Source organism: Pseudomonas sp. FP1762 (assembly GCF_030687105.1).
Lineage (GTDB): Bacteria > Pseudomonadota > Gammaproteobacteria > Pseudomonadales > Pseudomonadaceae > Aquipseudomonas > Aquipseudomonas siliginis.
On the sequence record NZ_CP117458.1, the window covers coordinates 83,648 to 104,536 of the forward strand.

At 59.7% G+C, this 20,889-nt stretch carries 21 protein-coding genes; 8 read left to right on the forward strand and 13 right to left on the reverse strand.

Annotated elements, in window-relative coordinates; all coding sequences use genetic code 11:
* Nucleotides 1-110: 110 nt before the first annotated feature.
* From PSH90_RS00390 to PSH90_RS00400, 3 genes are all read right to left on the reverse strand, one after another.
* Nucleotides 111-1,637: a SulP family inorganic anion transporter gene (locus PSH90_RS00390; protein WP_305381915.1), complete on the reverse strand. Its 1,527-nt coding sequence runs from the start codon at nucleotides 1,635-1,637 to the stop codon at nucleotides 111-113.
* Nucleotides 1,638-1,727: 90 nt separating this feature from the next.
* A complete protein-coding gene (locus PSH90_RS00395) occupies nucleotides 1,728-2,456 on the reverse strand; it encodes a carbonic anhydrase (protein WP_305381917.1) in 729 nt (242 codons plus the stop codon).
* A 237-nt stretch (nucleotides 2,457-2,693) separates the two neighbouring features.
* A complete protein-coding gene (locus tag PSH90_RS00400; RefSeq protein ID WP_305381918.1) occupies nucleotides 2,694-3,752 on the reverse strand; it encodes a PA0069 family radical SAM protein in 1,059 nt (352 codons plus the stop codon).
* 243 nt (nucleotides 3,753-3,995) lie between these two features.
* Between PSH90_RS00400 and PSH90_RS00405 the strand changes: the two genes are divergently transcribed.
* A complete protein-coding gene (locus PSH90_RS00405; protein ID WP_236167900.1) occupies nucleotides 3,996-4,298 on the forward strand; it encodes a hypothetical protein in 303 nt (100 codons plus the stop codon).
* A 69-nt stretch (nucleotides 4,299-4,367) separates the two neighbouring features.
* On the opposite strand, the gene PSH90_RS00410 is transcribed toward PSH90_RS00405, so the two are convergent.
* From PSH90_RS00410 to PSH90_RS00420, 3 genes are read right to left on the reverse strand one after another with little or no spacing between them, the layout of a single operon-like run.
* Nucleotides 4,368-5,669 carry a cytochrome c gene (locus PSH90_RS00410; RefSeq protein ID WP_305381920.1) on the reverse strand — a complete coding sequence of 434 codons (1,302 nt, stop codon included), beginning with the start codon at nucleotides 5,667-5,669 and terminating at the stop codon, nucleotides 4,368-4,370.
* Nucleotides 5,670-5,681: 12 nt separating this feature from the next.
* A complete protein-coding gene (locus tag PSH90_RS00415) occupies nucleotides 5,682-7,466 on the reverse strand; it encodes a GMC family oxidoreductase (RefSeq protein ID WP_041476464.1) in 1,785 nt (594 codons plus the stop codon).
* A 2-nt stretch (nucleotides 7,467-7,468) separates the two neighbouring features.
* Nucleotides 7,469-8,212: a gluconate 2-dehydrogenase subunit 3 family protein gene (locus PSH90_RS00420; protein WP_056791272.1), complete on the reverse strand. Its 744-nt coding sequence runs from the start codon at nucleotides 8,210-8,212 to the stop codon at nucleotides 7,469-7,471.
* Nucleotides 8,213-8,492: 280 nt separating this feature from the next.
* On the opposite strand from PSH90_RS00420, the gene PSH90_RS00425 reads away from it, so the two are divergent.
* A complete protein-coding gene (locus PSH90_RS00425; protein WP_024015019.1) occupies nucleotides 8,493-9,140 on the forward strand; it encodes a tyrosine-protein phosphatase in 648 nt (215 codons plus the stop codon).
* 5 nt (nucleotides 9,141-9,145) lie between these two features.
* Here PSH90_RS00425 and PSH90_RS00430 read toward each other — a convergent pair whose 3' ends face one another.
* From PSH90_RS00430 to prlC, 3 genes are all read right to left on the reverse strand, one after another.
* A complete protein-coding gene (locus PSH90_RS00430; RefSeq protein ID WP_305381923.1) occupies nucleotides 9,146-11,173 on the reverse strand; it encodes a M3 family metallopeptidase in 2,028 nt (675 codons plus the stop codon).
* Between the two features lie 113 nt (nucleotides 11,174-11,286).
* Complete coding sequence (locus tag PSH90_RS00435) at nucleotides 11,287-11,577, reverse strand: YheV family putative zinc ribbon protein (RefSeq protein WP_056791282.1); 291 nt, start codon at nucleotides 11,575-11,577, stop codon at nucleotides 11,287-11,289.
* On the reverse strand, nucleotides 11,574-13,625 hold the full coding sequence (prlC, locus tag PSH90_RS00440; RefSeq protein WP_051600831.1) for an oligopeptidase A: 2,052 nt from the start codon (nucleotides 13,623-13,625) through the stop codon (nucleotides 11,574-11,576). Before prlC ends, PSH90_RS00435 begins: the two co-directional genes overlap by 4 nt.
* Nucleotides 13,626-13,714: 89 nt before the next feature.
* Between prlC and PSH90_RS00445 the strand changes: the two genes are divergently transcribed.
* The gene (locus tag PSH90_RS00445) at nucleotides 13,715-14,260 is read left to right on the forward strand and encodes a gamma carbonic anhydrase family protein (RefSeq protein WP_016772314.1); all 546 of its coding nucleotides are present in this window, start codon (nucleotides 13,715-13,717) and stop codon (nucleotides 14,258-14,260) included.
* A gap of 28 nt (nucleotides 14,261-14,288) precedes the next feature.
* On the forward strand, nucleotides 14,289-14,939 hold the full coding sequence (locus PSH90_RS00450) for an HAD family hydrolase (protein WP_252868557.1): 651 nt from the start codon (nucleotides 14,289-14,291) through the stop codon (nucleotides 14,937-14,939).
* A gap of 99 nt (nucleotides 14,940-15,038) precedes the next feature.
* Here PSH90_RS00450 and PSH90_RS00455 read toward each other — a convergent pair whose 3' ends face one another.
* A complete protein-coding gene (locus PSH90_RS00455) occupies nucleotides 15,039-16,130 on the reverse strand; it encodes an aminopeptidase (RefSeq protein WP_252868558.1) in 1,092 nt (363 codons plus the stop codon).
* A gap of 58 nt (nucleotides 16,131-16,188) precedes the next feature.
* Between PSH90_RS00455 and PSH90_RS00460 the strand changes: the two genes are divergently transcribed.
* Together PSH90_RS00460 and PSH90_RS00465 are read left to right on the forward strand one after the other, a co-directional pair.
* Nucleotides 16,189-16,611, forward strand: coding sequence for a hypothetical protein (locus PSH90_RS00460; RefSeq protein WP_056791288.1), 423 nt, complete (start codon nucleotides 16,189-16,191; stop codon nucleotides 16,609-16,611).
* A 39-nt stretch (nucleotides 16,612-16,650) separates the two neighbouring features.
* A complete protein-coding gene (locus PSH90_RS00465) occupies nucleotides 16,651-17,070 on the forward strand; it encodes a hypothetical protein (RefSeq protein WP_056791291.1) in 420 nt (139 codons plus the stop codon).
* 7 nt (nucleotides 17,071-17,077) lie between these two features.
* Here PSH90_RS00465 and PSH90_RS00470 read toward each other — a convergent pair whose 3' ends face one another.
* Nucleotides 17,078-17,317, reverse strand: a complete 240-nt coding sequence (locus tag PSH90_RS00470) for a DUF1161 domain-containing protein (protein WP_056791294.1) — start codon at nucleotides 17,315-17,317, stop codon at nucleotides 17,078-17,080.
* A 240-nt stretch (nucleotides 17,318-17,557) separates the two neighbouring features.
* Nucleotides 17,558-17,989: an OsmC family protein gene (locus PSH90_RS00475; protein ID WP_252868559.1), complete on the reverse strand. Its 432-nt coding sequence runs from the start codon at nucleotides 17,987-17,989 to the stop codon at nucleotides 17,558-17,560.
* A gap of 240 nt (nucleotides 17,990-18,229) precedes the next feature.
* On the opposite strand from PSH90_RS00475, the gene PSH90_RS00480 reads away from it, so the two are divergent.
* Nucleotides 18,230-19,231 (forward strand): LLM class flavin-dependent oxidoreductase, encoded by a 1,002-nt coding sequence (locus PSH90_RS00480; protein ID WP_150637340.1) that lies wholly within the window; start codon nucleotides 18,230-18,232, stop codon nucleotides 19,229-19,231.
* A 332-nt stretch (nucleotides 19,232-19,563) separates the two neighbouring features.
* The gene (locus PSH90_RS00485; RefSeq protein WP_305381925.1) at nucleotides 19,564-20,535 is read left to right on the forward strand and encodes an IS110 family transposase; all 972 of its coding nucleotides are present in this window, start codon (nucleotides 19,564-19,566) and stop codon (nucleotides 20,533-20,535) included.
* 83 nt (nucleotides 20,536-20,618) lie between these two features.
* Here PSH90_RS00485 and PSH90_RS00490 read toward each other — a convergent pair whose 3' ends face one another.
* The gene (locus tag PSH90_RS00490; RefSeq protein WP_071173980.1) at nucleotides 20,619-20,843 is read right to left on the reverse strand and encodes a DUF1161 domain-containing protein; all 225 of its coding nucleotides are present in this window, start codon (nucleotides 20,841-20,843) and stop codon (nucleotides 20,619-20,621) included.
* Between the last annotated feature and the right edge of the window lie 46 nt (nucleotides 20,844-20,889).

Here is a 20,889-nt window from a genome sequence, read left to right on the forward strand (position 1 = left end):
GGGAGCGAGCCTGCTCGCGAATGCGGTCGATCATTCAACATCTCTGTTGGCTGATGTTCCGTTTTCGCGAGCAGGCTCGCTCCCACAGGGTTTGCGTTTGAGGTCGACTTCTAACCCGCCGCACCAATCCCGGTATTGGTCCGCACCCGGCCTTCCAGCCGTCGCTTCAACCCGCGCGATTCGATCAACAGCTTCGACCCCTTCGCCGCATTCGCCCGGCCCCACTCCTCAAGCAACTCGAGACACGAATGGTCGATGTAGCTCAGGTTGTTGAGCGGCACATGCACTGTGGTGCCGTGAGGAATGCTGCCCAGCACCTGGGTCAGCGCCGGCACTTTGAGGAACGTCGCCGCGCCGACCAGACGCAATTCCATCTCGCCTTCCTGCGGCAGGTCGATCAGGCTGATCTTCAGGCGCGAAGCCTTGAACGCCAGCTTCAACATCGTCAGGCCGAAACCGATCAACACACCGGTGAGCAGGTCAGTGAAGATGATCGCCAACGCTGTAGCGGCGTAGGTGAACATCGGCATCCGCCCGTACCGACCCAGACCACGGAAAGCTTTCAGGTCGACCAGCTTGAAGCCGGTATACACCAGCACACCCGCCAGACTCGCCACCGGAATGCTTTGCAGCACGCTCGACAGCAACAGCACGAATGCCAGCAGCCACAGGCCATGGAAAATCGTCGAGTAGCGTGTGGTCGCACCGGCCTGGACGTTGGCCGAACTGCGCACGATCACCCCGGTCATCGGCAGCGCGCCGACCAGACCGCAGAGCATGTTGCCGACACCTTGCGCCGACAGTTCACGGTCGAAGTCCGAACGCACGCCGCTGTGCATGCGGTCCACCGCTGCCGCCGACAACAGGGTTTCGGCACTGGCGATGAACGCTACGGCGAACGCGGCAATCAGCAGTGTCGGGTCGGCCAGATTCATCAGGTCGGCCGGCTTGAGCCAATCGATCGCTTCGGCCAGGTTCGCCGGTACCTCAACGCGCTTGACCTGCAACGCCAGCATCAGGCTCGCCACCGTCGCCAGACCCACACCGAGCAATGCGCCGGGAATGAAGCGCAGCGAATGCGGACGGAATTTTTCCCACAGCCACATCACCGCAATCGTCGACAGACCGAGCAGACCCGCCTGCCAGCCCAACGATGGCAAGGCCTGCGCCACGGCCGCCGGGAACGCCGTGAGGTTGTCCAGCCCGGAAGGCTGCGGCTTGGCATCGAGCATCACATGGATTTGCGAGAGCACAATCAACACGCCAATGCCCGCGAGCATGCCGTAGACCACTGCTGGCGCCGTGACCCGAAACCAGCAGCCAAGCTTCAGTCGCCCGGCGACCAGTTGCAGAAAACCGGCGAGCAGCAGGATCGGCCCGAGCATCTCGACGCCATGCTGGCGCACCAGCTCGAAAACCAGCACCGCCAGACCCGCCGCCGGACCGCTGACCTGCAACGGCGACCCCGCCAGCCAACCGACCACCAGACCGCCGATAATGCCGGTGATCAGACCTTTTGCCGGCGGCAGCCCTGACGCAATCGCGATGCCCATGCACAGCGGCAGGGCGACCAGAAACACAACCACGGAAGCGAGCAGCTCCCGTGGCAACACAGCTTTCAATTGAGCCGCACGCATGGCGATTCTCCCGAAGTTTTCTTCAGGCGTGGCGAGGCCGGACCGCTGAATCAGCGGCCGGCGTCATACCACACAGATTGTTGGGAAGATTTAGAAGCGCGCTTTGGGCGTCGCCACAGGAATCGGATGGCTGCCGTCGAGAGGCAGGAAACGACCCTGGTCCGCGTCGTAAGCTTTGATTTCGCTGGTTTCGATGTTGTAGACCCAGCCATGGATGAACAGATGACCGTTCGCCATGCGCGAGGCTACCGAAGGATGGGTACGCAAGTGCTGCAGTTGGGCGATGACGTTTTCCTCGGTGAGGATCGGCATGCTGTCTTTTTCGTCGGTGCAGTTGCAGTTGTCGTGCACCATGGTTTTTGCGACTTCAGCGTGGCGCAGCCAGGCTTTGACCGTCGGCATTTTTTCCAGGTTGTCGGGGTTGAGTACCGCGCGCATGGCGCCGCAATCGGAGTGGCCGCAAATGATGATGTGCTGCACGCCCAGCGCCAGTACCGCGTATTCGATCGCGGTGGAGACGCCGCCGTTCATCTGACCGTAGGGCGGCACCACGTTGCCGACGTTACGGGTAACGAACAGATCGCCCGGCGAGCTCTGGGTGATCAGCTCGGGAACGATGCGCGAGTCGGCGCAAGTGATGAACATCGCCTTGGGCGCCTGAGCGGTGGCGAGCTTCTTGAACAATTCTTCCTGCTGCGGAAAAACGTCATGGTGAAAGCGTAAAAAGCCATCAACGATCTGTCGCAGTGCTGCATCGGCGGATTGTGCTTCAGGGCTTTGCGCCGAGGCAGCCAACGACTGTTTATCCTTGTCACTCATGATTCATCCTCTTGTGCGGATTCAGGGAGTCTTCCCCGGTATTCCGGTATGAAGCCAGTGGCTGTTTAAACCATCCGGGTCATCCCGACCCGTCAGTCACTCGATGAACAAGGTAGCCGCCGAAACTTAACTGAAACTGAATCAAACGCTCTAGAACGTGTGTTCCAGGTCACAAAAAACGTGACTGGCGTGTTTCGGCGGAAGGATTCCAACCCGTCAACCCAAAGCCAATTGTCGCTAAATCAACGACATCTGGCGACCCGGCGGACAGAAGGCCGAGCAGTCGAGGTTATAGCCCTCGCGTTTGTTCAGGCCAAGCTTTTTGATGGCCTTGGCAAATCTTTGTGCGAGCAGGTCTGCAAACGGTCCTTCACCGCGCATGCGCGCACCGAAACGGCTGTCGTAGAGTTCGCCGCCGCGACTCTGGCGGATCAGGCTCAGCACATGGGCGGCACGTTGCGGATAGTGCGCCTGCAACCACTCCTCGAACAGCGGCGCGACTTCCAGCGGCAGGCGCAGCATCATGTAGGCAGCGCTTTGCGCACCGGCGGCGTGGGCCTCGGTGAGCAGGCTTTCGATCTCACTGTCATTGATCATCGGAATCATCGGCGAACACAGCACGCCTACTGGAATGCCTGCTTCGCGCATGACCCGGATCGCGCGCAGGCGTGCCTTGGGCGCTGCGGCGCGCGGTTCGAGGATGCGTTTGAGTTCATCATCCAGCGTGGTCAAGCTGATCATCACCGACACCAGCCGTTGCTGCGCCAACTCGGTCAGCAAATCGAGATCGCGCAGAATCAGCGAACCTTTGGTGACAATGGTCACCGGATGCCGGTAACGCAGCAGCACTTCCAGGGTCTGACGGGTGATTTTGTATTCGCGCTCGATGGGCTGATACGGGTCGGTATTGGAGCCGAGATTGATCGGCGCACATTGATAGCCGGGTTTGCTCAGTTGTTCTTCAAGGATCTGGGCGGCATTGGTCTTGGCAATCAGCCGGGTTTCGAAATCCAGGCCCGGCGACATGTCCCAATAGGCGTGGCTGGGCCGTGCGTAGCAATAGATGCAGCCGTGTTCGCAGCCGCGATAGGGATTGAGCGAACGGTCGAAGGGCAGATCCGGCGAGGTGTTGCGGCTGATGATCGATTTGGCCTTCTCGATGATCACTTCGGTGTTTTGCGTCTCTGGCACTTCCTGATACCAGCCATCGTCCTCGGCCACCGAACGACTCGGCGCAAAGCGGTTGTGCGGATTGGTTGCGGTGCCGCGACCGCGGGGCGGGACTGAAGTGATCATCGAACGAACCTCTGCTCTGTATATGCATACAGTATCCGAGGCTGTGCGCTGTGATCCAGTACCGTTCAGCGACGCTATTGAAATTGCGGTGCCGCTCGTTGGTAAAGTTGTTCGTCAGATAATCTTCGCTGATTGACGACAATCGAAGATACAGATGCTCAATTGCTGAACTCAAATCCGCTATATAGGCTCTGGACTTCCCGGCAACAGACTCCGGCCAACTAATTAAAGGGATTTGATTGAATGTCTTATTTGAATCAACGTGGTGTTTTTCTGCAAATGACGCGGCCCAGCATCACCGACTCCAACACTATTGTTTCGCTACAGCTGGCGCGCAAGGAACTGGGCTGGAACGCGGAGCAAGAGCTTTCCACCGAGACTCTGGTCGATTCGATCTACGTCGTGGCGGTATCTGCCGACAAAGGCCAAACATTCACCATTCGCACGAACAAGAAAGATGTCGATGGCGACGGCGATATTGATCGCGATGACAAGGCAAAGTTGATCGCATTGGCCAAAGCTTATGTGGCCATCATTAATCCATAAGCAGAAGTAGTTGCCACACATCCATAAATAAAACCCCCTGCATGAAGACATCATGCAGGGGGTTAGTTCTTAGTTGTGCTGGGTGACCTGGCCGAGATCATCACCAGAGGTGGTTTGCATGTCTTCACTGCGCAGGTGTGCAACATCTTTGGCACTGACCGGCGCACCCTTGTTGCCCCAGCTGCCACGAATGAAACTCACCACATCCGCCACTTCCTGATCCGACAGGCGCCAGGCGAAACCGGGCATGGTGAAGGTCGATGGCGCGGTGTGCGTTGCCGGCAAAGTCCCGCCCTTGAGCACGATGTGGATCAGCGATGTCGGGTCATCCGTCTGCAGCACCGGATTGCCCGCCAGCGCCGGGAACACCCGGGTGTAGCCCTGGCCATCGGTACGGTGGCAGGCTGCGCAGTTGTCGATGTACACCGACGCGCCGCGTTGGCTGTCGTCGCCGTTCCACAGCGCTTTGGCCACTTTCTCGTCGTACTGATGCGGCTGATCCGCCGGGTCATTGGCCGGCAGTGATTTGAGATAACGGGCAATCGCGGTGAGGTCGGCGTCGCTCATGTACTGCATGCTGTGGGTGACCACATCACTCATACCGCCGAACACTGCGCTGCGATCACTGCGCCCGGTCTTGAGGAACTGCACCAGTTGTTCTTCGCTCCAGCTGCCGAGGCCATCCTTGTGATCGCCGCGCAGGCTCTTGGCGATCCAGCCTTCCAGCGGCGCACTGCCGGCGAGGAATTCGCTGCCGTCCGCCGCGCTCAGGGATTTTTCCTGCATGGTCAGCGCGCGCGGGGTATGACAGGCACCGCAGTGGCCGAGACCTTCAACCAGATATGCCCCGCGATCGATCACCGGATCGGCCGATGTGGCCTGGTAATCCTCGACCTTCGGCGCGAACAGCCAGCGCCAGCCCATCAGCGGCCAGCGCATGCTCAACGGCCAAGGAATATCGCTGGCCTTGTTCTCCTGCGCCACCGGTTCGACGCCGTGCATGAAGTAGGCGTACAGCGCCTGCATGTCGGCCTGGTTGACCCGCGCGTAGGACGGATAAGGCATCGCCGGGTACAACGTGCTGCCGTTTTTGGCCACACCGTGGCGCACGGCCTGATCGAAGTCTTCGAAGCTGTAGTCGCCCAGACCGGTCTTGTCCGGGGTGATGTTGGTCGAGTAGATCGTGCCGATCGGCGTCTCCATTGGCAGACCGCCGGCGAACGGCTTGCCGCCCTTGGCCGTGTGGCAGGCCACGCAGTCACCGGCGCGGGCAAGGTATTCGCCTTGCTTGATCAGATTTTGATCAACATCGGCCGCATAAATTGCAGTGCTGCCGAGCAGGGCGAGGGTGGCGATAACGAAAGTTTTCATGGTCATCGCTCCTTAAGCCTGTACCAGCGGGCCGGGGTTTTTCAGGTATTGCTCGCGGATCGCTTTTGCCGACCAGTAGGTCAGCGCCGCCACCAGCCCGGTCGGGTTGTAGCCCAGGCCCTGCGGGAACGCCGAGGCGCCCGGGACGAATACGTTGTGCACGTCCCAGCTCTGCAAATAGCGGTTCAGGGCGCTGGTCTTCGGATCGGTGCCCATGATCGCGCCACCGTTGAGGTGGGTGGTCTGGTACGAGGCGGTGTTGAAGTGATCGCCGACCTGCTTGCCGATCACTGCAATGGCTTTCGGGCCCATGGCTTGGGCGATCTTGCCCATTTTCTCGACCATGAAGCGGTTCATCTTGATGTCGTTTTCCTGCCAGTCGAAAGTCATGCGCAGCAGCGGCAGGCCGTAGGCATCGCGGTACACCGGATCGAGATCGAGGTAGTTGCCACGGTAGGATTGATGCGCGCCGTGGGCGTCCATCGACACCTGGTGGGTGTAGTAATCGGCGGTGGCGCGTTTCCATGCGCTGCCCCAGGCCGGTGTGCCCGGCGGGTTCGAGGTGCCGGCAATCGGTCGACTGCCAGCCTGGTTGACCCACATCGGCGAACCGCCGACGAAGCCGTGCGGCCCGTGGTCGAAGTTGTCGGCGTTGAAATCGTCCACCGCCACGCCGTTGCCGCCGGCGCCAATGAAGTTGTTGGTGTGGGTGTCCTTGTCGAAAAAGGCTTTGATGGTCGCCATGTTCTGATAGGCGAAGTTACGCCCGACCACGCCTTCGCCGCTGATCGGGTCGTACGGTTTGCCGATCCCGGACAGCAGCATCAGACGCACGTTGTGCAACTGGAATGCGCCGAGGATCACCAAATCCGCCGGCTGCTCGATCTCGCGGCCCTGGCCATCGATGTAGGTGACGCCGGTGGCTTTGCTTTTCGTGCTGTCGAGATTGACCCGCAGCACATGGGAGTTGGGCCGCAGCTCGAAATTCGGCAGGGGCTTGAGCGCCGGCAGAATGTTCACGTTCGGCGAGGCCTTGGAATACATGTAGCAGACGTAGCCGCTGCAGAACCCGCAGAAGTTGCATGGCCCCATCTGTGCGCCGTAGGGATTGGTGTACGGCCCCGAAGTATTAGCCGAAGGCAGGTTGTAGGGTTTGTAACCGACTTCTGTGGCCGCTTTGCCGAACAGCTGTGCGGATACGGTGTTCTTCTGCGCTTCAAGCGGAAACGGATTGGAGCGATCCGCCGCATAAGGGTTACCGCCCTTGCCCTGACCGACCAGTTGGCCTTTCACCGTCCAGGCCTGGCCGGAGGTGCCGAAGACTTTTTCCGCGAAGTCGAAAAACGGTTCCAGCTCTTCATAGCTGACGCCGAAATCCTGGATGGTCATGTCTTTGGGGATGAAGCTTTTGCCGTAGCGTTCTTCGTAGTGGCTGCGCATACGCAACTCGATCGGGTCGACGCGAAAGTGCACGCCCGACCAGTGCAGACCGGCGCCGCCGACGCCGTTACCCGGCAAAAACGCGCCCAACTGGCGGTTGGGCAGGGCGATGTCGTTGACGCTGTGGCGAATGGTCACCGTCTCTTTGGAGATGTCCTGAAAGAGTTTCTTGCGCACGCTGTAGGTGAGTTCGTCGATCACCTGTGGATAGTTGCCGTCGGGGTAGGTGTCCTGCATCGGCCCGCGCTCCAGCGCCAGCACGTTGAGGCCCGCCTCGGTGAGCTCCTTGGCCATGATCGCGCCCGTCCAGCCGAAACCGACGATGACTGCATCAACCTTCTTCATTACCGTTGCCATGCTTACGCCCTCTCGCCGCGAATCGACACTGCCGGGAAGGGGTATTGCTCGTTGCGTTCCACCCAATCCATGAAATCGGCGCGGGCGCCGGGGAAACCGATCATGGTCCAGCCGACCATGCCTTTATTGCCACCGTGGATCGGGTCACAGAAGAAACCTTCCTTGGTATTTTGCAGCAGCAGATTGAAGAAGATCTTCGCCGGCACCGCATCGAACTGCGGCTTGCCGGCTTCCAGTTGCTTGAGCAAATCGTCTCGGGTAGCGCTGTCTTGCTCGGCAAATGTTTTACCGCTCAAACCTTTTACCCACTGATCCGTGGCGGCGATGCCGAGGCGATAGATGTCTTTGGGCACCAGTTTGCTCTGCCAGCCCATCTCCGGTGCCGCGTCGGCATTGAACGGGCCTTGCATGTACCACAGGGCACCGGCGGCGTACGGGGTGTTCATCTGCCGGTCGATGTATTCCGGCACGCCGGCTTCGAGGGCACCGGGGCCTTGCGCGTCGTTGGGGATCAACTGGGCGACGGCGGCATTGATGAATGCCCATTCTTCAGCGGTGAAAAAGCTCGGCTGATAGTCACCAGCGACAGAGGCCGGTTTTGCTGCGGCCGGCGCCGGTGTGCTTTCAGGTGCGGCTTGCAGCACGCTGCTGCCCAGGCCGGTACCGGCAAGCGTGACCACCGGAATCAGGGTCAGGGATTTGCGCAAGAACTCACGCCGCGGGTTGTCTCGATCTTGATCAGACATGGGGGGCACCTCATCAGGCATAGAAGTCAGCCGCTTCTGCGAGCAGCTCGAGGAATTTTGCGTTGCGACGATCAGTGTCCGGTCGGGTAAAAGCCGTTCCCTCTGCAACATCATGTGACAAATGGTAGCAGGCTAAGCATCAAGAAAAACCGTTTGCACGGAAAAAAGCCCGGCGAGGCGCCGATTCACGTTTCTTTGACGGCCGGCTCACGGCGTATTGACCGCTTGATAGCGAAGCTGCAATTCCTCCCATGAAGATTGCCGAAACGGTCAGCCCAGCATGTCTCGAGTGCGCTTTTTCCCCGCGTTATGTTTTTCGCTTGTTGCACTGTTGCATGGCATTGCCGCCCGGGCGGCCGACGCCACGCCATCTCGCCCGGCCGAGTGGGCGCAGCCGGTTGAGGCGCAGTTCAACCTGTTCCGCATGTCACCGACGCTGTATCGCAGCGCCTTGCCCAGCCGCAGTGCGGTGCCGCTGTTGAACGATCTGCATGTCGTCACCGTAATCAACTTCCTGCCTGACGCTGATAGCGACTGGCTCTCCGCGCCGGGCATCAAGCAAGTGCAGCTGCCGTATCGCACCAACCACGTCGACGACAGCGATGTGCTCAAGGCTTTGCGCGCGATTCAGTCCGCCGAAGCCGACGGCCCGGTGCTCATGCACTGCAAGCACGGTTCTGACCGCACCGGACTGATGGCGGCGATGTACCGCGTGGTGGTACAGGGCTGGAGTAAAGAGCAGGCGCTCAAGGAAATGACCGAGGGCGGTTTTGGTGACAGTCAGCATTTCCACGACAGCGTGCGCTACGTGATGCAGGCCGATGTCGATCGGTTGCATGAAGCCTTGATCAATGGCGAATGCAGCACCAGTGCATTCGCCATGTGTTCGATGAAGAGCTGGTTCGACTCGGCGCACGTCCAGCGTTGATCAGTTCAATCGGCTGGCGCAGGAAACAGTGCGCTGTCGATGGGTTTTCCGAGAAAGGCTTGCAGTGCGGCGGGCAGTGCCTGCCTGTCCCCCGAGAGCAGGTGTTCGCGCATGTCGCGGCCCGTCTGTTCGTTGAACAGACCTTCACGTTCGAAGCGCTTGAACGCCTCGCTCGCCAGCACACCCGACCATTTGTAGGCGTACAGCGAAGCCTCATAACCGGTAACCAGATAATCGCAGCTGTTGGCGAAGCGGCAGTAGGCCGGGATGGACAGGTGCGCGAACTCACTTTGCACATCCTCGACTACTTGCTGAACAGTGCGACCGTCACCGTGACAGCGGTGCAGTTCGAAGTCGACCAGCGCGTTCAGCAACAGCATTGCCGTCTCCCGGCTGCGCTGGATGCCTGTGGCGGAAAACGCGGTATTGGCCTGCGCTTCGGACAGACGCTCACCGCTCTGGTGATGCGTACCCAGCCAGCGCAGGAATTGCCCGGATAACGCCCATTTTTCGAACAGTTGCCCGACAAACTCGGCAGCGTCGCGGCTCAGATGCGAAATGCCGGACAGGTTGTAATGCGGCGAACGCGTCAGCACATGATGCAGGCAATGGCCGAATTCGTGCAGCAGAACACGCAGATCCTGCGGATCCAGCAGGTAGGGTTGCCCGTTTTCCGCTGCCGGGTAATTGCATTGAAGCGAGGCAATCGGCAGTAATGGTCGGCCTTCGGCGGTGATCCGTCGATTGCGCAGTACACCGGTCCAGGCATAGTCGTTGCCCGCGTCGCGGTGGAACGGGTCGATGTAGATGTAACCAACCGGTTGCTGACGCTCGCTGATTTCGAACAGGCGAACATTTTCGGCGAAACGCTCGTGGACGGTATTTTCGCTGATGCTGATACCGAACATATGCTCGCTGAAGCGGCAGAGGCTGTGCAGTGTGGCTTGCAGCGCGAAGAACTCGCGCAGGTCCTGCTCCGTGCCGCCGGACTGCTTCAGGCGTAATTGCTCGGCGAGGAAATCGTGATCCCACGCTTCTAGCTGTTCAACCCCGTGCTCGCGGGCCAAGGCCTGCAAATCATCGGTCTCGCCCGCCAGTGACACGGCATTGCGGGCGATCTGCTGGCGCAGAAAACGGCCAACCTGATCGGTACCGGTAGCCATACGGTTGTGCAGGCGCAGATGGGCAAAGTTGTCAAAACCCAAGAGCCGGGCTTTGGCATGACGTGCGGCCAGCAGCGTCTGCAAAACCGGCCCGTTATCGAAGCGACCGGCCTGTGGCCCCTGATCCGAAGCGCGGGTGCACCAGGCTTTGAAATACTCCTCGCGCAGTCCGCGGTGTTGTGCCCGCCTCATGACCTGTTGGTAAGTGTTCTGATCCAGGGTCAGCCGCCACCCGGGCAGGCCGGCCTTGTGGGCATTGGCGGCCAGATGCGTCTGCATTTCGGCCGGCAGTCCCGCCAATAGCGCGGCATCGTCGATGTCCTTGCTCCATGCCGCGTTGACCGATTTGAGGTTGCTCATGAAGCGCTTTTCCAGCAGATCGATTTCGCCGTTCAATCGCGCCAGATCCTTGCGCTGCGCACTCGACAATTCGCTTCCCGCCAAGTGAAACCGGCGCAGGATTTTCGCCAGCGAGGCTTTGCGTGCATCACTGAAGCTGGCGGCTATGGAGCTCTGTGCCAATCGTTGATAAACCTGGAGCAACTGTCGATTGCCGGCCTTCGCAGTCTTGTAACGCTGCGCGGCGTGCGTACTCAGGGCTTCCTGCATCAACCACTGGGGCTCATCGGCATGACTGATCGAGAGGAATTCGATGATCGCCATGGTTTCATCCAGGCGCGCATCGGCTTCATCGATGGCAATTACCACGTCGTCCCAGTTGGGATGATCGACCTGAGTGGCGATGACGTTTTCGATGATCAGCAGGTTGTCGGCAACGATGCGCTCGACTGCTGGCAGCAGATGTTCGGCGCGTATCGCCGCCCAGGGCGGCAACTGCCAATGTTGCAGGAGTGGGTTGGTGTCAGGCATGGCGTCTTCCGTGAGAGAGGGCTGGATTGGCCAGCCTAATCAGGAAGCGCAGAGGCAAGGTGGTGAATAGATACCGCCACCTGCCGACGATGATCGGCAGGCAGCGGTCGTTGTCATTGTTGCTCGTCGGACTTTTTCTTCAACTTGGGGTTGGGGAAGAACTGCACCGCCTGAACCTTTTTGTCGGCGGCAGGTTTCAGCGCGCTGGTATTGACCCGCGTGCCCAGCTCTTTGGGCACCGACAGGCCTTGCTCGTTGAGCGTGTCGGAGTAACCGCAGGCCACGCATTCGCGGTGCGGCACGCCGTCTTCGTTCCACATCATCAACTTGTCCGGCTCGCTGCACGCCGGGCAGACCGCCCCGGCGATGAAGCGCTTCTTGGTGATCACAGGGCCGTCGCTCATGCTGCCGCGTCCTCACTCAGGCCGCTGTGGCGCAACAGCGCGTCGATCGACGGCTCACGGCCACGGAAGTCGACGAACAGCACCATCGGTGCCTGCGAGCCGCCGCGCGCCAGAATCGCCTCGCGGAACGCCCGACCGGTTTCAGCGTTGAGCACGCCGTCTTCCTCGAATTTCGAGAAGGCGTCGGCGGACAGCACTTCAGCCCACTTGTAGCTGTAATAACCCGCCGCGTAACCACCAGCGAAAATGTGCGCAAAGCTGTTGGGGAAGCGGTTGTAAGCCGGTGGACGCATCACCGACACCTCGTCACGCACGCCCTCGAGCACTTGCGCCACGCTGCGGCCATCGCCATGGGTGGCATGCAGTTCGAAGTCGAACAGCGAAAACTCCAGCTGACGCACCATCATCAGCCCGGACTGGAAGTTCTTCGCCGCGAGCATTTTTTCCAGCAGGTCCTGCGGCAGTGGCTCGCCAGTCTCGTAGTGGCCGGAAATCAGCGCCAGGCCTTCCGGCTCCCAGCACCAGTTTTCCATGAACTGGCTCGGCAGCTCGACCGCGTCCCAGGCCACGCCGTTGATGCCGGATACGCCAGCGTGTTCGACGCGGGTCAGCAGGTGATGCAGGCCGTGGCCGAACTCGTGGAACAGGGTGGTCACTTCATCGTGGGTCAGCAGCGCCGGTTTGCCGCTGTCGGCCGGAGTGAAGTTGCACACCAGATTGGCCACCGGGCTTTGCAGCACGCCGTCGATGGTGCGGCGACGGTCGCGGGCGCCGTCCATCCACGCGCCGCCACGCTTGTTGGCGCGGGCATACAAGTCGAAGAAGAAGCGGCCGACGTGCTGACCGTTTTCCTTGATCTCGAACAGGCGGACGTCCGGGTGCCAAGTGTCGAAGCCTTTCTGCTCGGCGATCTCGATGCCGTACAGACGCTGGACGATGGCGAACAGGCCGCTGAGGACTTTGTCGATCGGGAAGTAGGCTCGCAGGGTTTCCTGAGCGACGCTGTAACGCTGCTCGCGAAGTTTTTCACCGTAGAAACCGCTGTCCCAGCTTTGCAGATCGGCGCAGCCCTGTTCGGCGGCGTACGCGCGCAGCTGTTGCAGATCCTGCGCGGCGAACGGCTTGCTGCGTTGGGCCAGATCGCGCAGGAAGCTCAGCACCTGATCGCTGGATTCGGCCATTTTCGTCGCCAGACTCAGTTCGGCGAAACTGGCGAAGCCCAGCAGTCGGGCCAGTTCCTGGCGCAGGTCGAGGATCTCTTCCATCACCGGGCCGTTGTCGTTCTGCCCGGCATTCGGGCCTTGATCCGAGGCACGGGTGCAGTAGGCGGCGTAGACTTCTTCGCGCAGCGCGCGGTCTTGCGCGTAGGTCATCACCGCGTAATAGCTGGGGAATTCCAGAGTGATCAACCAGCCATCCAGACCTTTGGCCTGGGCGGCGGCAGCCATCTGCGCCTTGGCCGAATCGGTCAGGCCGGCGAGGGCGGCTTCATCGGTAATGTGTTTGGTCCACGCCTGAGTGGCGTCGAGCAATTGGTTGGAGAAGCGGCTGCCGAGCTCGGACAGCTTGCTCTGCACTTCGGCGTAACGTTTCTGCTCGGCTTCCGGCAGATCGATACCCGACAGACGGAAATCGCGCAGGGCGTGTTCCAGAATGGTTTTTTGCGCGACGTCGAAACTGGCAGCTTCCGGACTGTTGGCCAACGCCTCATACGCCTGGAACAGTTCGCGGTTCTGGCCCATTTCGGTGGAGTAGGCGCTCAGGGCCGGCAGGCACGACTCATAGGCTTCACGCAATTCGGCGCTGTTGCACACGGCGTTAAGATGGCTGACCGGGCTCCATGCCGCACCGAGGCGATCATTGAGTTCGTCCATCGCCAATACCAGACCGGCCCAGGTCGGGTTCTTGCCCTGGGTCTTGAGGATCTCGGCGATGGCGGCGCGGTTGTCCGCGAGGATGGTTTCGATGGCGGGCAGGACGTGTTCGGCACGGATCGTGGAGAACGGCGGCAGGTCGTAGGACTGCAAAAGAGGGTTGTTCACGCTCACGGTTGGCACCTTGGCTGGAAGAAACATGCGCCCATCTTAATTACAATCGACACTCACCGCAGCTATCGGCGACAGAGAGAGAACTAATCGTGTCCCTTCGCAAATACCAGAATCACACCCCCCGCCTGAGCAACGGCGCATTCGTCGACGGTTCGGCGGTGGTGATCGGCGACGTCGAAATTGGCGCAGACAGCTCGGTCTGGCCGCTGACGGTGATCCGTGGCGACATGCACCGCATCCGCATCGGTGCGCGCACCAGCGTGCAGGATGGCTGCGTGCTGCACATCACCCACGCCGGCCCGTTCAACCCGGACGGTTTTCCCTTGCTGATCGGCGATGACGTGACCATCGCCCACAAGGTCATGCTGCACGGCTGCACCGTTGGCAGCCGCGTGTTGATCGGCATGGGCAGCATCGTCATGGACGGCGCCGTGGTCGAGGACGACGTGATCATCGGCGCCGGCAGCCTGGTGCCGCCGGGCAAGCGCCTGCAGAGCGGCTTCCTGTATGTCGGCAGCCCGGTCAAGCAAGTGCGCCCGCTGACCGATAAGGAAAATGCCTTCTTTACGTACAGCGCGGCGAACTACGTCAAGCTCAAGGACCTGCATCTGGCCGAAGGCTACGACCAGCTCTGAATTGCTCTACACCAGCTCAGGAACTCTCATGCATTACCAGACCGTACTGTTCGACCTCGATGGCACCCTGACCGACCCGCGTGAGGGCATCACCCGCTCAATTCAATTTGCCTTGGCCAATCTCGGCATCGACGAACCGGACCTGAGCAAACTGGAACACTTCATCGGCCCGCCGCTGCTGCAAGCGTTCATGCAGTTCTACGACTTCGACGAGGCCAGGGCCTGGGAAGCGGTGAATTTCTATCGCGAGCGCTTCAAGGTCACCGGGCTCTACGAGAATCGGGTGTTCGACGGGGTCACGCCGTTGCTGGAAACCTTGAGCGGGCAGGGGCGGCAGTTGTACATCGCCACCTCCAAACCGTGGGTGTTCGCCCGCGAGATCGCCCGGCACTTCGACTTCGCCCGCCACTTCAAGGTGATCTACGGCAGCGAGCTGGACGGCACGCGGACCAACAAGGTTGAGTTGATTGCGCACTTGCTTGAGGAAGAACGCCTGGACCCGGTGCAGACCCTGATGATCGGCGATCGCAAGCACGACCTGATCGGCGCCCGCAGCAACGGCCTGGATGCGGCGGCGGTGGGCTATGGGTTTGGCAGCTTCGAGGAATTGAACGCCGAATCGCCGGCTTATCACTTTGAAACTTTGAATGCGTTGCATCAGGCTTTTTTGCAGCGCTGAGCAGATGGCTATCGCTGGCAAGCCAGCTCCCACAGGTTAGCGATTCTTCAGGCTCACCGCTGTCCCTGTGGGAGCTGGCTTGCCAGCGGTGAGGTCCGTTCAGCCGCTGGTGGACTCAGGAACTGCCAAGGCCCTCAAAGCCGCCTTACGCTCATCAACCGGCAATCGCCCCAACCGCTCAACCTCGGCATAGAACCTCAGCCAATCCCCACCCACTTGGTTGAACAGCGCCGCAAACGCCGGCACCCACTGGTCATACAACCCGAACGGCAACAATCGCGCGTTGTTCAGTGGCGCATTGACCCAAGCGTCATAACGTTTGTCCCCGGCCCACTGACTGTCGCGCATGACCCGATACTCCCGGCGCAAGTGCTCGAATTCAGCTGCTTTGCGCTCACGCATCTGCTCAACCGACAGCGGCTGCGCATAGAGCTTCTCCAGTCTTGAACGCGTGTCGAGTACCAGTTCGATGAACTGGTCACGCTGCTTGAGCCTGGAATCCGACTCTGCCGGTAGCCCGCGAAACGTGCGCCATTGCCGCGTGCCTTCCTGCTCGACGAAGGTGGCGAAAGACTCGTTGAATTCAGTGTCGTCCTTCACATAGAACTTCTGGTGCGCCAGTTCATGAAAGATCAACGTGGCCAGCCGTTCGTCGCCCCAGCCCATCATCGAATTGAGGATCGGGTCATCGAACCAGCCAAGCGTCGAGTACGCCTCGACCCCGCCGATCGACACGTCCATGCCCTGCAAACGTTGAATCGCCGCCTCGCCACGGGCCGCGCTCTGGCTGTAGTAGCCGCGATAGGCCACGCAGCCGGCAATCGGAAAGCAGTGATTCTGCGGCGTCAGGGAAAACTCTGCGGTGGCGAACACGTTCCACACCACGTACGGGCGACCGATGTCGGCGTACAGACGATAGCTCTGGTTATCCGGCAAATGCAGATGCTCGCTGGCAAAGGTACGGGCCTTTTGTGATTGAGCCAGATGCGCGCGCAATTTGGCATCGCGGCTGGGGTCGGCAATGACCTTCTCCACCGGCTCCCGGGCGCGCAGCAATTGCAACTGGCCGCTGGCGAGCTGGCTGTAATAGCTGACGCTGGCGCAACCGTTGAGCAACAAAAACAACACACCCGGAAACAAAATCGGAAAAACGCGATCAAGTAACCCAAGGCTGGAAAACGGCCTGATCAAAATAAGAAATTCCCCGGAAAGTCTGCCCCAAGACTATCCCGCCTCAAGGAGCACCGCTATGCGCATGTTCATGCTGACAGGAGGCCTGCTGACGCTGGCCGGTTGTGCCGGATTCGGAATGCCCGACCCCGACCCCTCGCAAGCCTGGATCGATCTTGACGCTCGCCAACACGACACGGCGCTGCAAGCCGTTCAAGTCGATGCCACCCAGGCCATCGACAAACGCTATTTCGAAGTGCAGCCCGGCAGCCATGAGCTGAAGGTGCGCTATCAATTCCCGGTGGAGGCCACCAATATCGGCCCGACTGCCGAACCGCTGTGGCGCGATTGCCAGTTGAGCGTGAAATTCAAGGACTTCAACGCCGGCCAGCGCTATCAGTTGCAGGCGGGCAGCATCGGCTTCCGGCCTTGGGCCAAGCTTTATGACGAACAGCGCAAGGTTGTCGGTCAGGGCACACCGGCGGGCTGTCAGAGCAGTTGATCAGCGCTATGCTGGAAATCCCGTCTAAGGATATCGATCATGCGCAAGTTGACGACATTGCTGGCCGCCAGTGTGCTCGCCGGTTGTCAGAGCCCGTTGCCGGCGGCCGATCCAGACAAAGCCTGGGTCGACTTCGCCATGCCTACCCCCGGCGGCAAAGTGCTGATGGCCGAGCGCCTGGATAAACAGCGCTTGCGCGACGGACGGTTTTTTCAGGTGACGCCCGGTAGTCATGAGCTCACCGTGCGCTTTGACTTCGAAGTATTCGGGGGTGGTCAGGGCATGGATACCGATCCGCAAGAGCGGCTGTGTTACATGACCGTGCCCTATGACCACTTCGAGGCCGGGCAGCGTTACCGCCTTGAGGCCCGATCGCTGGCCTTCACGCCAAGTGCACGCTTGATCAATCGTCAGGGCCAGATCGTTGCCAACGAGCGGCAGATCAATTGCGTGCCGTGAAGGACAATCATCTATCGTTTTTCTGATAGATGATTCGCTTGGTGCCGTTCTCGCAAGAACCAACGATCATGGCTGAGTCATGCTGCTTCGCCTCTTCCGCCGTGATGATTTCAAGGGTGTACGTTGGCACCGCTTTCGCCTGAATTTTGACCTCGATTTCCTTTCTAAGCTCCTCGCATTTTTTGGGGGCTGCGATTGCGGACGTGGCCAGTGCACTGCAAAGGATCGCCAAGCCAATACGTTTCATCGATGAAGCTCCTTGAGGCAGCGCGCACGGGTGTGCGCTGAAGCTGCTTTCGATTATTCGACCACATTTCTGCGGAGCGGGTTCTGACTTTGCTCACACCTTGTATTAATTGCCGGCCGCTGAGCTGGTTTCGAGACTGCGTTCGCGAGCAGGCTCGCTCCCACACTGGATCTGCGCCGTGCACAAATCCCCTGTGGGAGCGAGCCTGCCCGCGATAGCGTCAGCCCTGCAAACGCCCAATCAGCTGACCAGCGAAGCCTCAAGCGTGATCTTCGCATTCAACACCTTGGAAACCGGGCAACCTTCCTTGGCCTTGTTGCTCAGTTCTTCAAACTGCTGCTGAGTTGCGCCTGGAATCTTCGCCTTGAGAATCAGCTTTACCGCAGTAATTGCGAAGCTGCCGTCAACCTGATCGAGGGTGACTTCAGCGTTGGTATCGATGCTGTCTGCCTTCAGGCCGGCATCGCCGAGAATCATCGAAAACGCCATGGAGAAGCAGCCGGCGTGAGCCGCGCCGATCAGTTCTTCCGGGTTGGTGCCCTTGCCGCCCTCAAAGCGCGCCTTGAAGCCGTACGGTGCTTCCCGCAGTACGCCGGTTTCGGTGGAGATCGAGCCGAGACCGGTTTTCAGATCGCCTTTCCAATGCGCCGATGCCTTTTTCACGATAGCCATGTCTGCCTCCTCAAATGTGGCGCGGAACGCCGCGCCGTCGCGGTTTTTACTAGCAAGGCTTCTGAGGATAGACGGCGGAACAAAGTTCAGCCTGGCTGAATCGTTGACTTTTTTAGTAGGAAATTTCGTCGCTGCTATTGAATCTCGGGTATATGCCCTCATTCCATAAAACACGCTTATGGATTTGGCAGGTTTTCGCTCGCAAGAAAAACCTGCCTCCCCACCCGGAGATGCAGGTTCATGAAAAAACTGTCCGACGTAAAATTTTCCACCCTCGACCTGGTGCCGGTACGCGAAAACGGCAGCGCGGCGCAATCGCTGCGCAACTCGCTGGACCTGGCGCAGCATGCCGAGAAATTCGGCTACACGCGCTTCTGGGTCGCCGAACATCACAACATGGACGGCATCGCCAGTTCGGCAACTTCGGTGTTGCTCGGCTATCTGGCCGGAGGCACGTCGACGATCCGCGTCGGTTCCGGCGGGGTAATGCTGCCCAACCATGCGCCGCTGGTGATCGCCGAGCAGTTCGGCACCCTCGAGAGCCTGTACCCGGGACGGATCGACCTGGGTCTGGGTCGCGCGCCCGGCTCTGACCAGATGACCGCCCGCGCCTTGCGCCGTGAGCGCTCGGGCAGCGCTGACGACTTCCCTGAAGACGTTTCCGAACTGATGCGCTACCTCGGTCCGCGCACTCCGGAACAACGGGTGATCGCCATGCCCGGCACCGGCACCAACGTGCCGGTCTGGCTGCTCGGCTCAAGCCTGTTCAGTGCGCAATTGGCGGGAGAGCGCGGCTTGCCTTACGCCTTCGCCTCGCACTTCGCGCCGCGCTTCATGCACGAGGCGATCCGCATCTACCGCAATCACTTCAAACCGTCGGCGGTGCTCGACAAGCCGTACGTGATGCTCGGCGTGCCGCTGGTGGCAGCGGATACCGATGAGCAAGCCGATTACCTGGCGACGTCTGTGTACCAGCGCATTCTTGCGCTGATGCGTGGCCAGAGCCTGGTGCAGCGTCCACCGGTGAAAACCATGGACGGCCTGTGGCTGCCCCATGAACGTGAAGCGGTGGGCGATTTCCTCGGCCTCGCCATGGTCGGCGGCCCGCAGAAGATCCGAGCCAAACTGGAAGTGTTGATCGAGCAGACCCAGGCGGATGAGCTGATTTTCACCAGTGATCTTTACGAACACGCCGATCGCATCCATTCCTACGAATTGCTGGCCCAAGTCATGAAGGGATAACGCGAACCCTTGTAGGAGCTGTGCAACGAGGCTGCGATCTTTTGATTATGATTTGAAATCAAGATCAAAAGATCGCAGCGTCCCGCAGCTCCTTGTATCTCGACTAACGCTCCGTCAGGAGCGATAGTTCTCGACTGATCATCGAGGGAGGGACTTGGAAGCCGCGCAGCTCCTTAGGCTTTTTGCCTGTGACGTAGATCGTGCTCCAGCCCTCCACACTCACTCGTACAGTTCGCACGGTATCTTGGGCCCGCCTGCGGCGAGAGCCCGCATTCGCAAGGTTGGACAGAGTGACGTGATGATCGCAACAGGGAACAAGTGGAGAAACGATCATGTCCGGTTTCGTTGGCGTCGACATCGCAAAGAACACCTTTGATATCGCTACACACCAGCCCAACGGCAAGCACAAAACCAAGGCCAAGCTGGCCAACGATCCAAAGGGCTTTAAAGAGTTTGAGGCGTGGCTAGAAAAAAACGCCGAGCGTTCGGCCCTGATCGTGATGGAAGCCACCAGCGTCTACCACTTGGAGCTCGCGGAATTCGTTTACAACAAAGGCTTCCGGGTCTGCGTCGTGAACCCGGCTACGACCAAAGCGTACGCTGACAGCGAACTGCGCCGCATCAAGACTGATAAAAGCGATGCCAAACTGATCGCCGACTTTGCCCGGGAAAAGGATCAAAAACTTCACCCATGGGCGCCTGAGCCGCTGAAATACCGCCAGTTAAAAGCAATGGTGCGCCGCCTGGATGACCTTCAGGAAATGGAACAAATGGAGCTTAATCGTCTGGACGTTTCCGACGAAAAGGTCAAAGACTCGATCAACTCCGTTCTGCGCCATATCGAAAAAGAGATCGTAGAAACGCATAAGGCGATCAAAAAACACATCGATGACGACCCGGATATGCGTCAGATGCGGGATCTCATCGTAACCATCGACGGCATCGGACAAAAAACGCTTGAACGATTGCTCGCCGAACTGGGTGACTTGCGCAAATACAGTGATCCTCGCCAACTGGTCGCTGCTGCAGGGCTCAATCCAAAGCTGCAGGAATCAGGAAAGTTCAAAGGTCACACCCTGATCTCAAGAGTAGGGTCAGCACGGCTGCGTGCAGGCCTTTACATGCCTGGCATGGTGGCGCTGAAACACAATAAGGCGATCAAGGCGATGAAAGAACGCCTGGAAGCCAATGGCAAGGCCCCCAAGCAGATCATCTGCGCAGCAATGCGCAAGCTGCTGCACTTCGTTTACGGAGTGCTCAAGTCAGGACTGCCATATGACCCGAAACTTGCGCTTGCCCGGTGAGGCTCAAGACGGTATCTACCCGGAAAATCATCGTCCACAAAAAAGCCGACGCATCCGCGTCGGCTTTTGTATTTCAGGCGCAATCAGCCTCGCTTGTAGACGATGTCCTTGCTGCCGCCTTCGCAACTGCCGACGACGTCGCCATCAGCGGCCGCACCCTTGTCGACAACTTCCAGCGAATAACCGGATACGCCTTTGGCGTCGAGCTTCGCGGCGATTTCGCTTTTCAGCTCTTCACATGGCTTGCCGGCTGCAAACGCACCACCCGCAAGGCTCAACAAACCTACTGCCAACATGAACTTCTTCATCGGTCGCACTCCCTGGTCGGATTGAATGAGGCGGGCATCGGGTCAT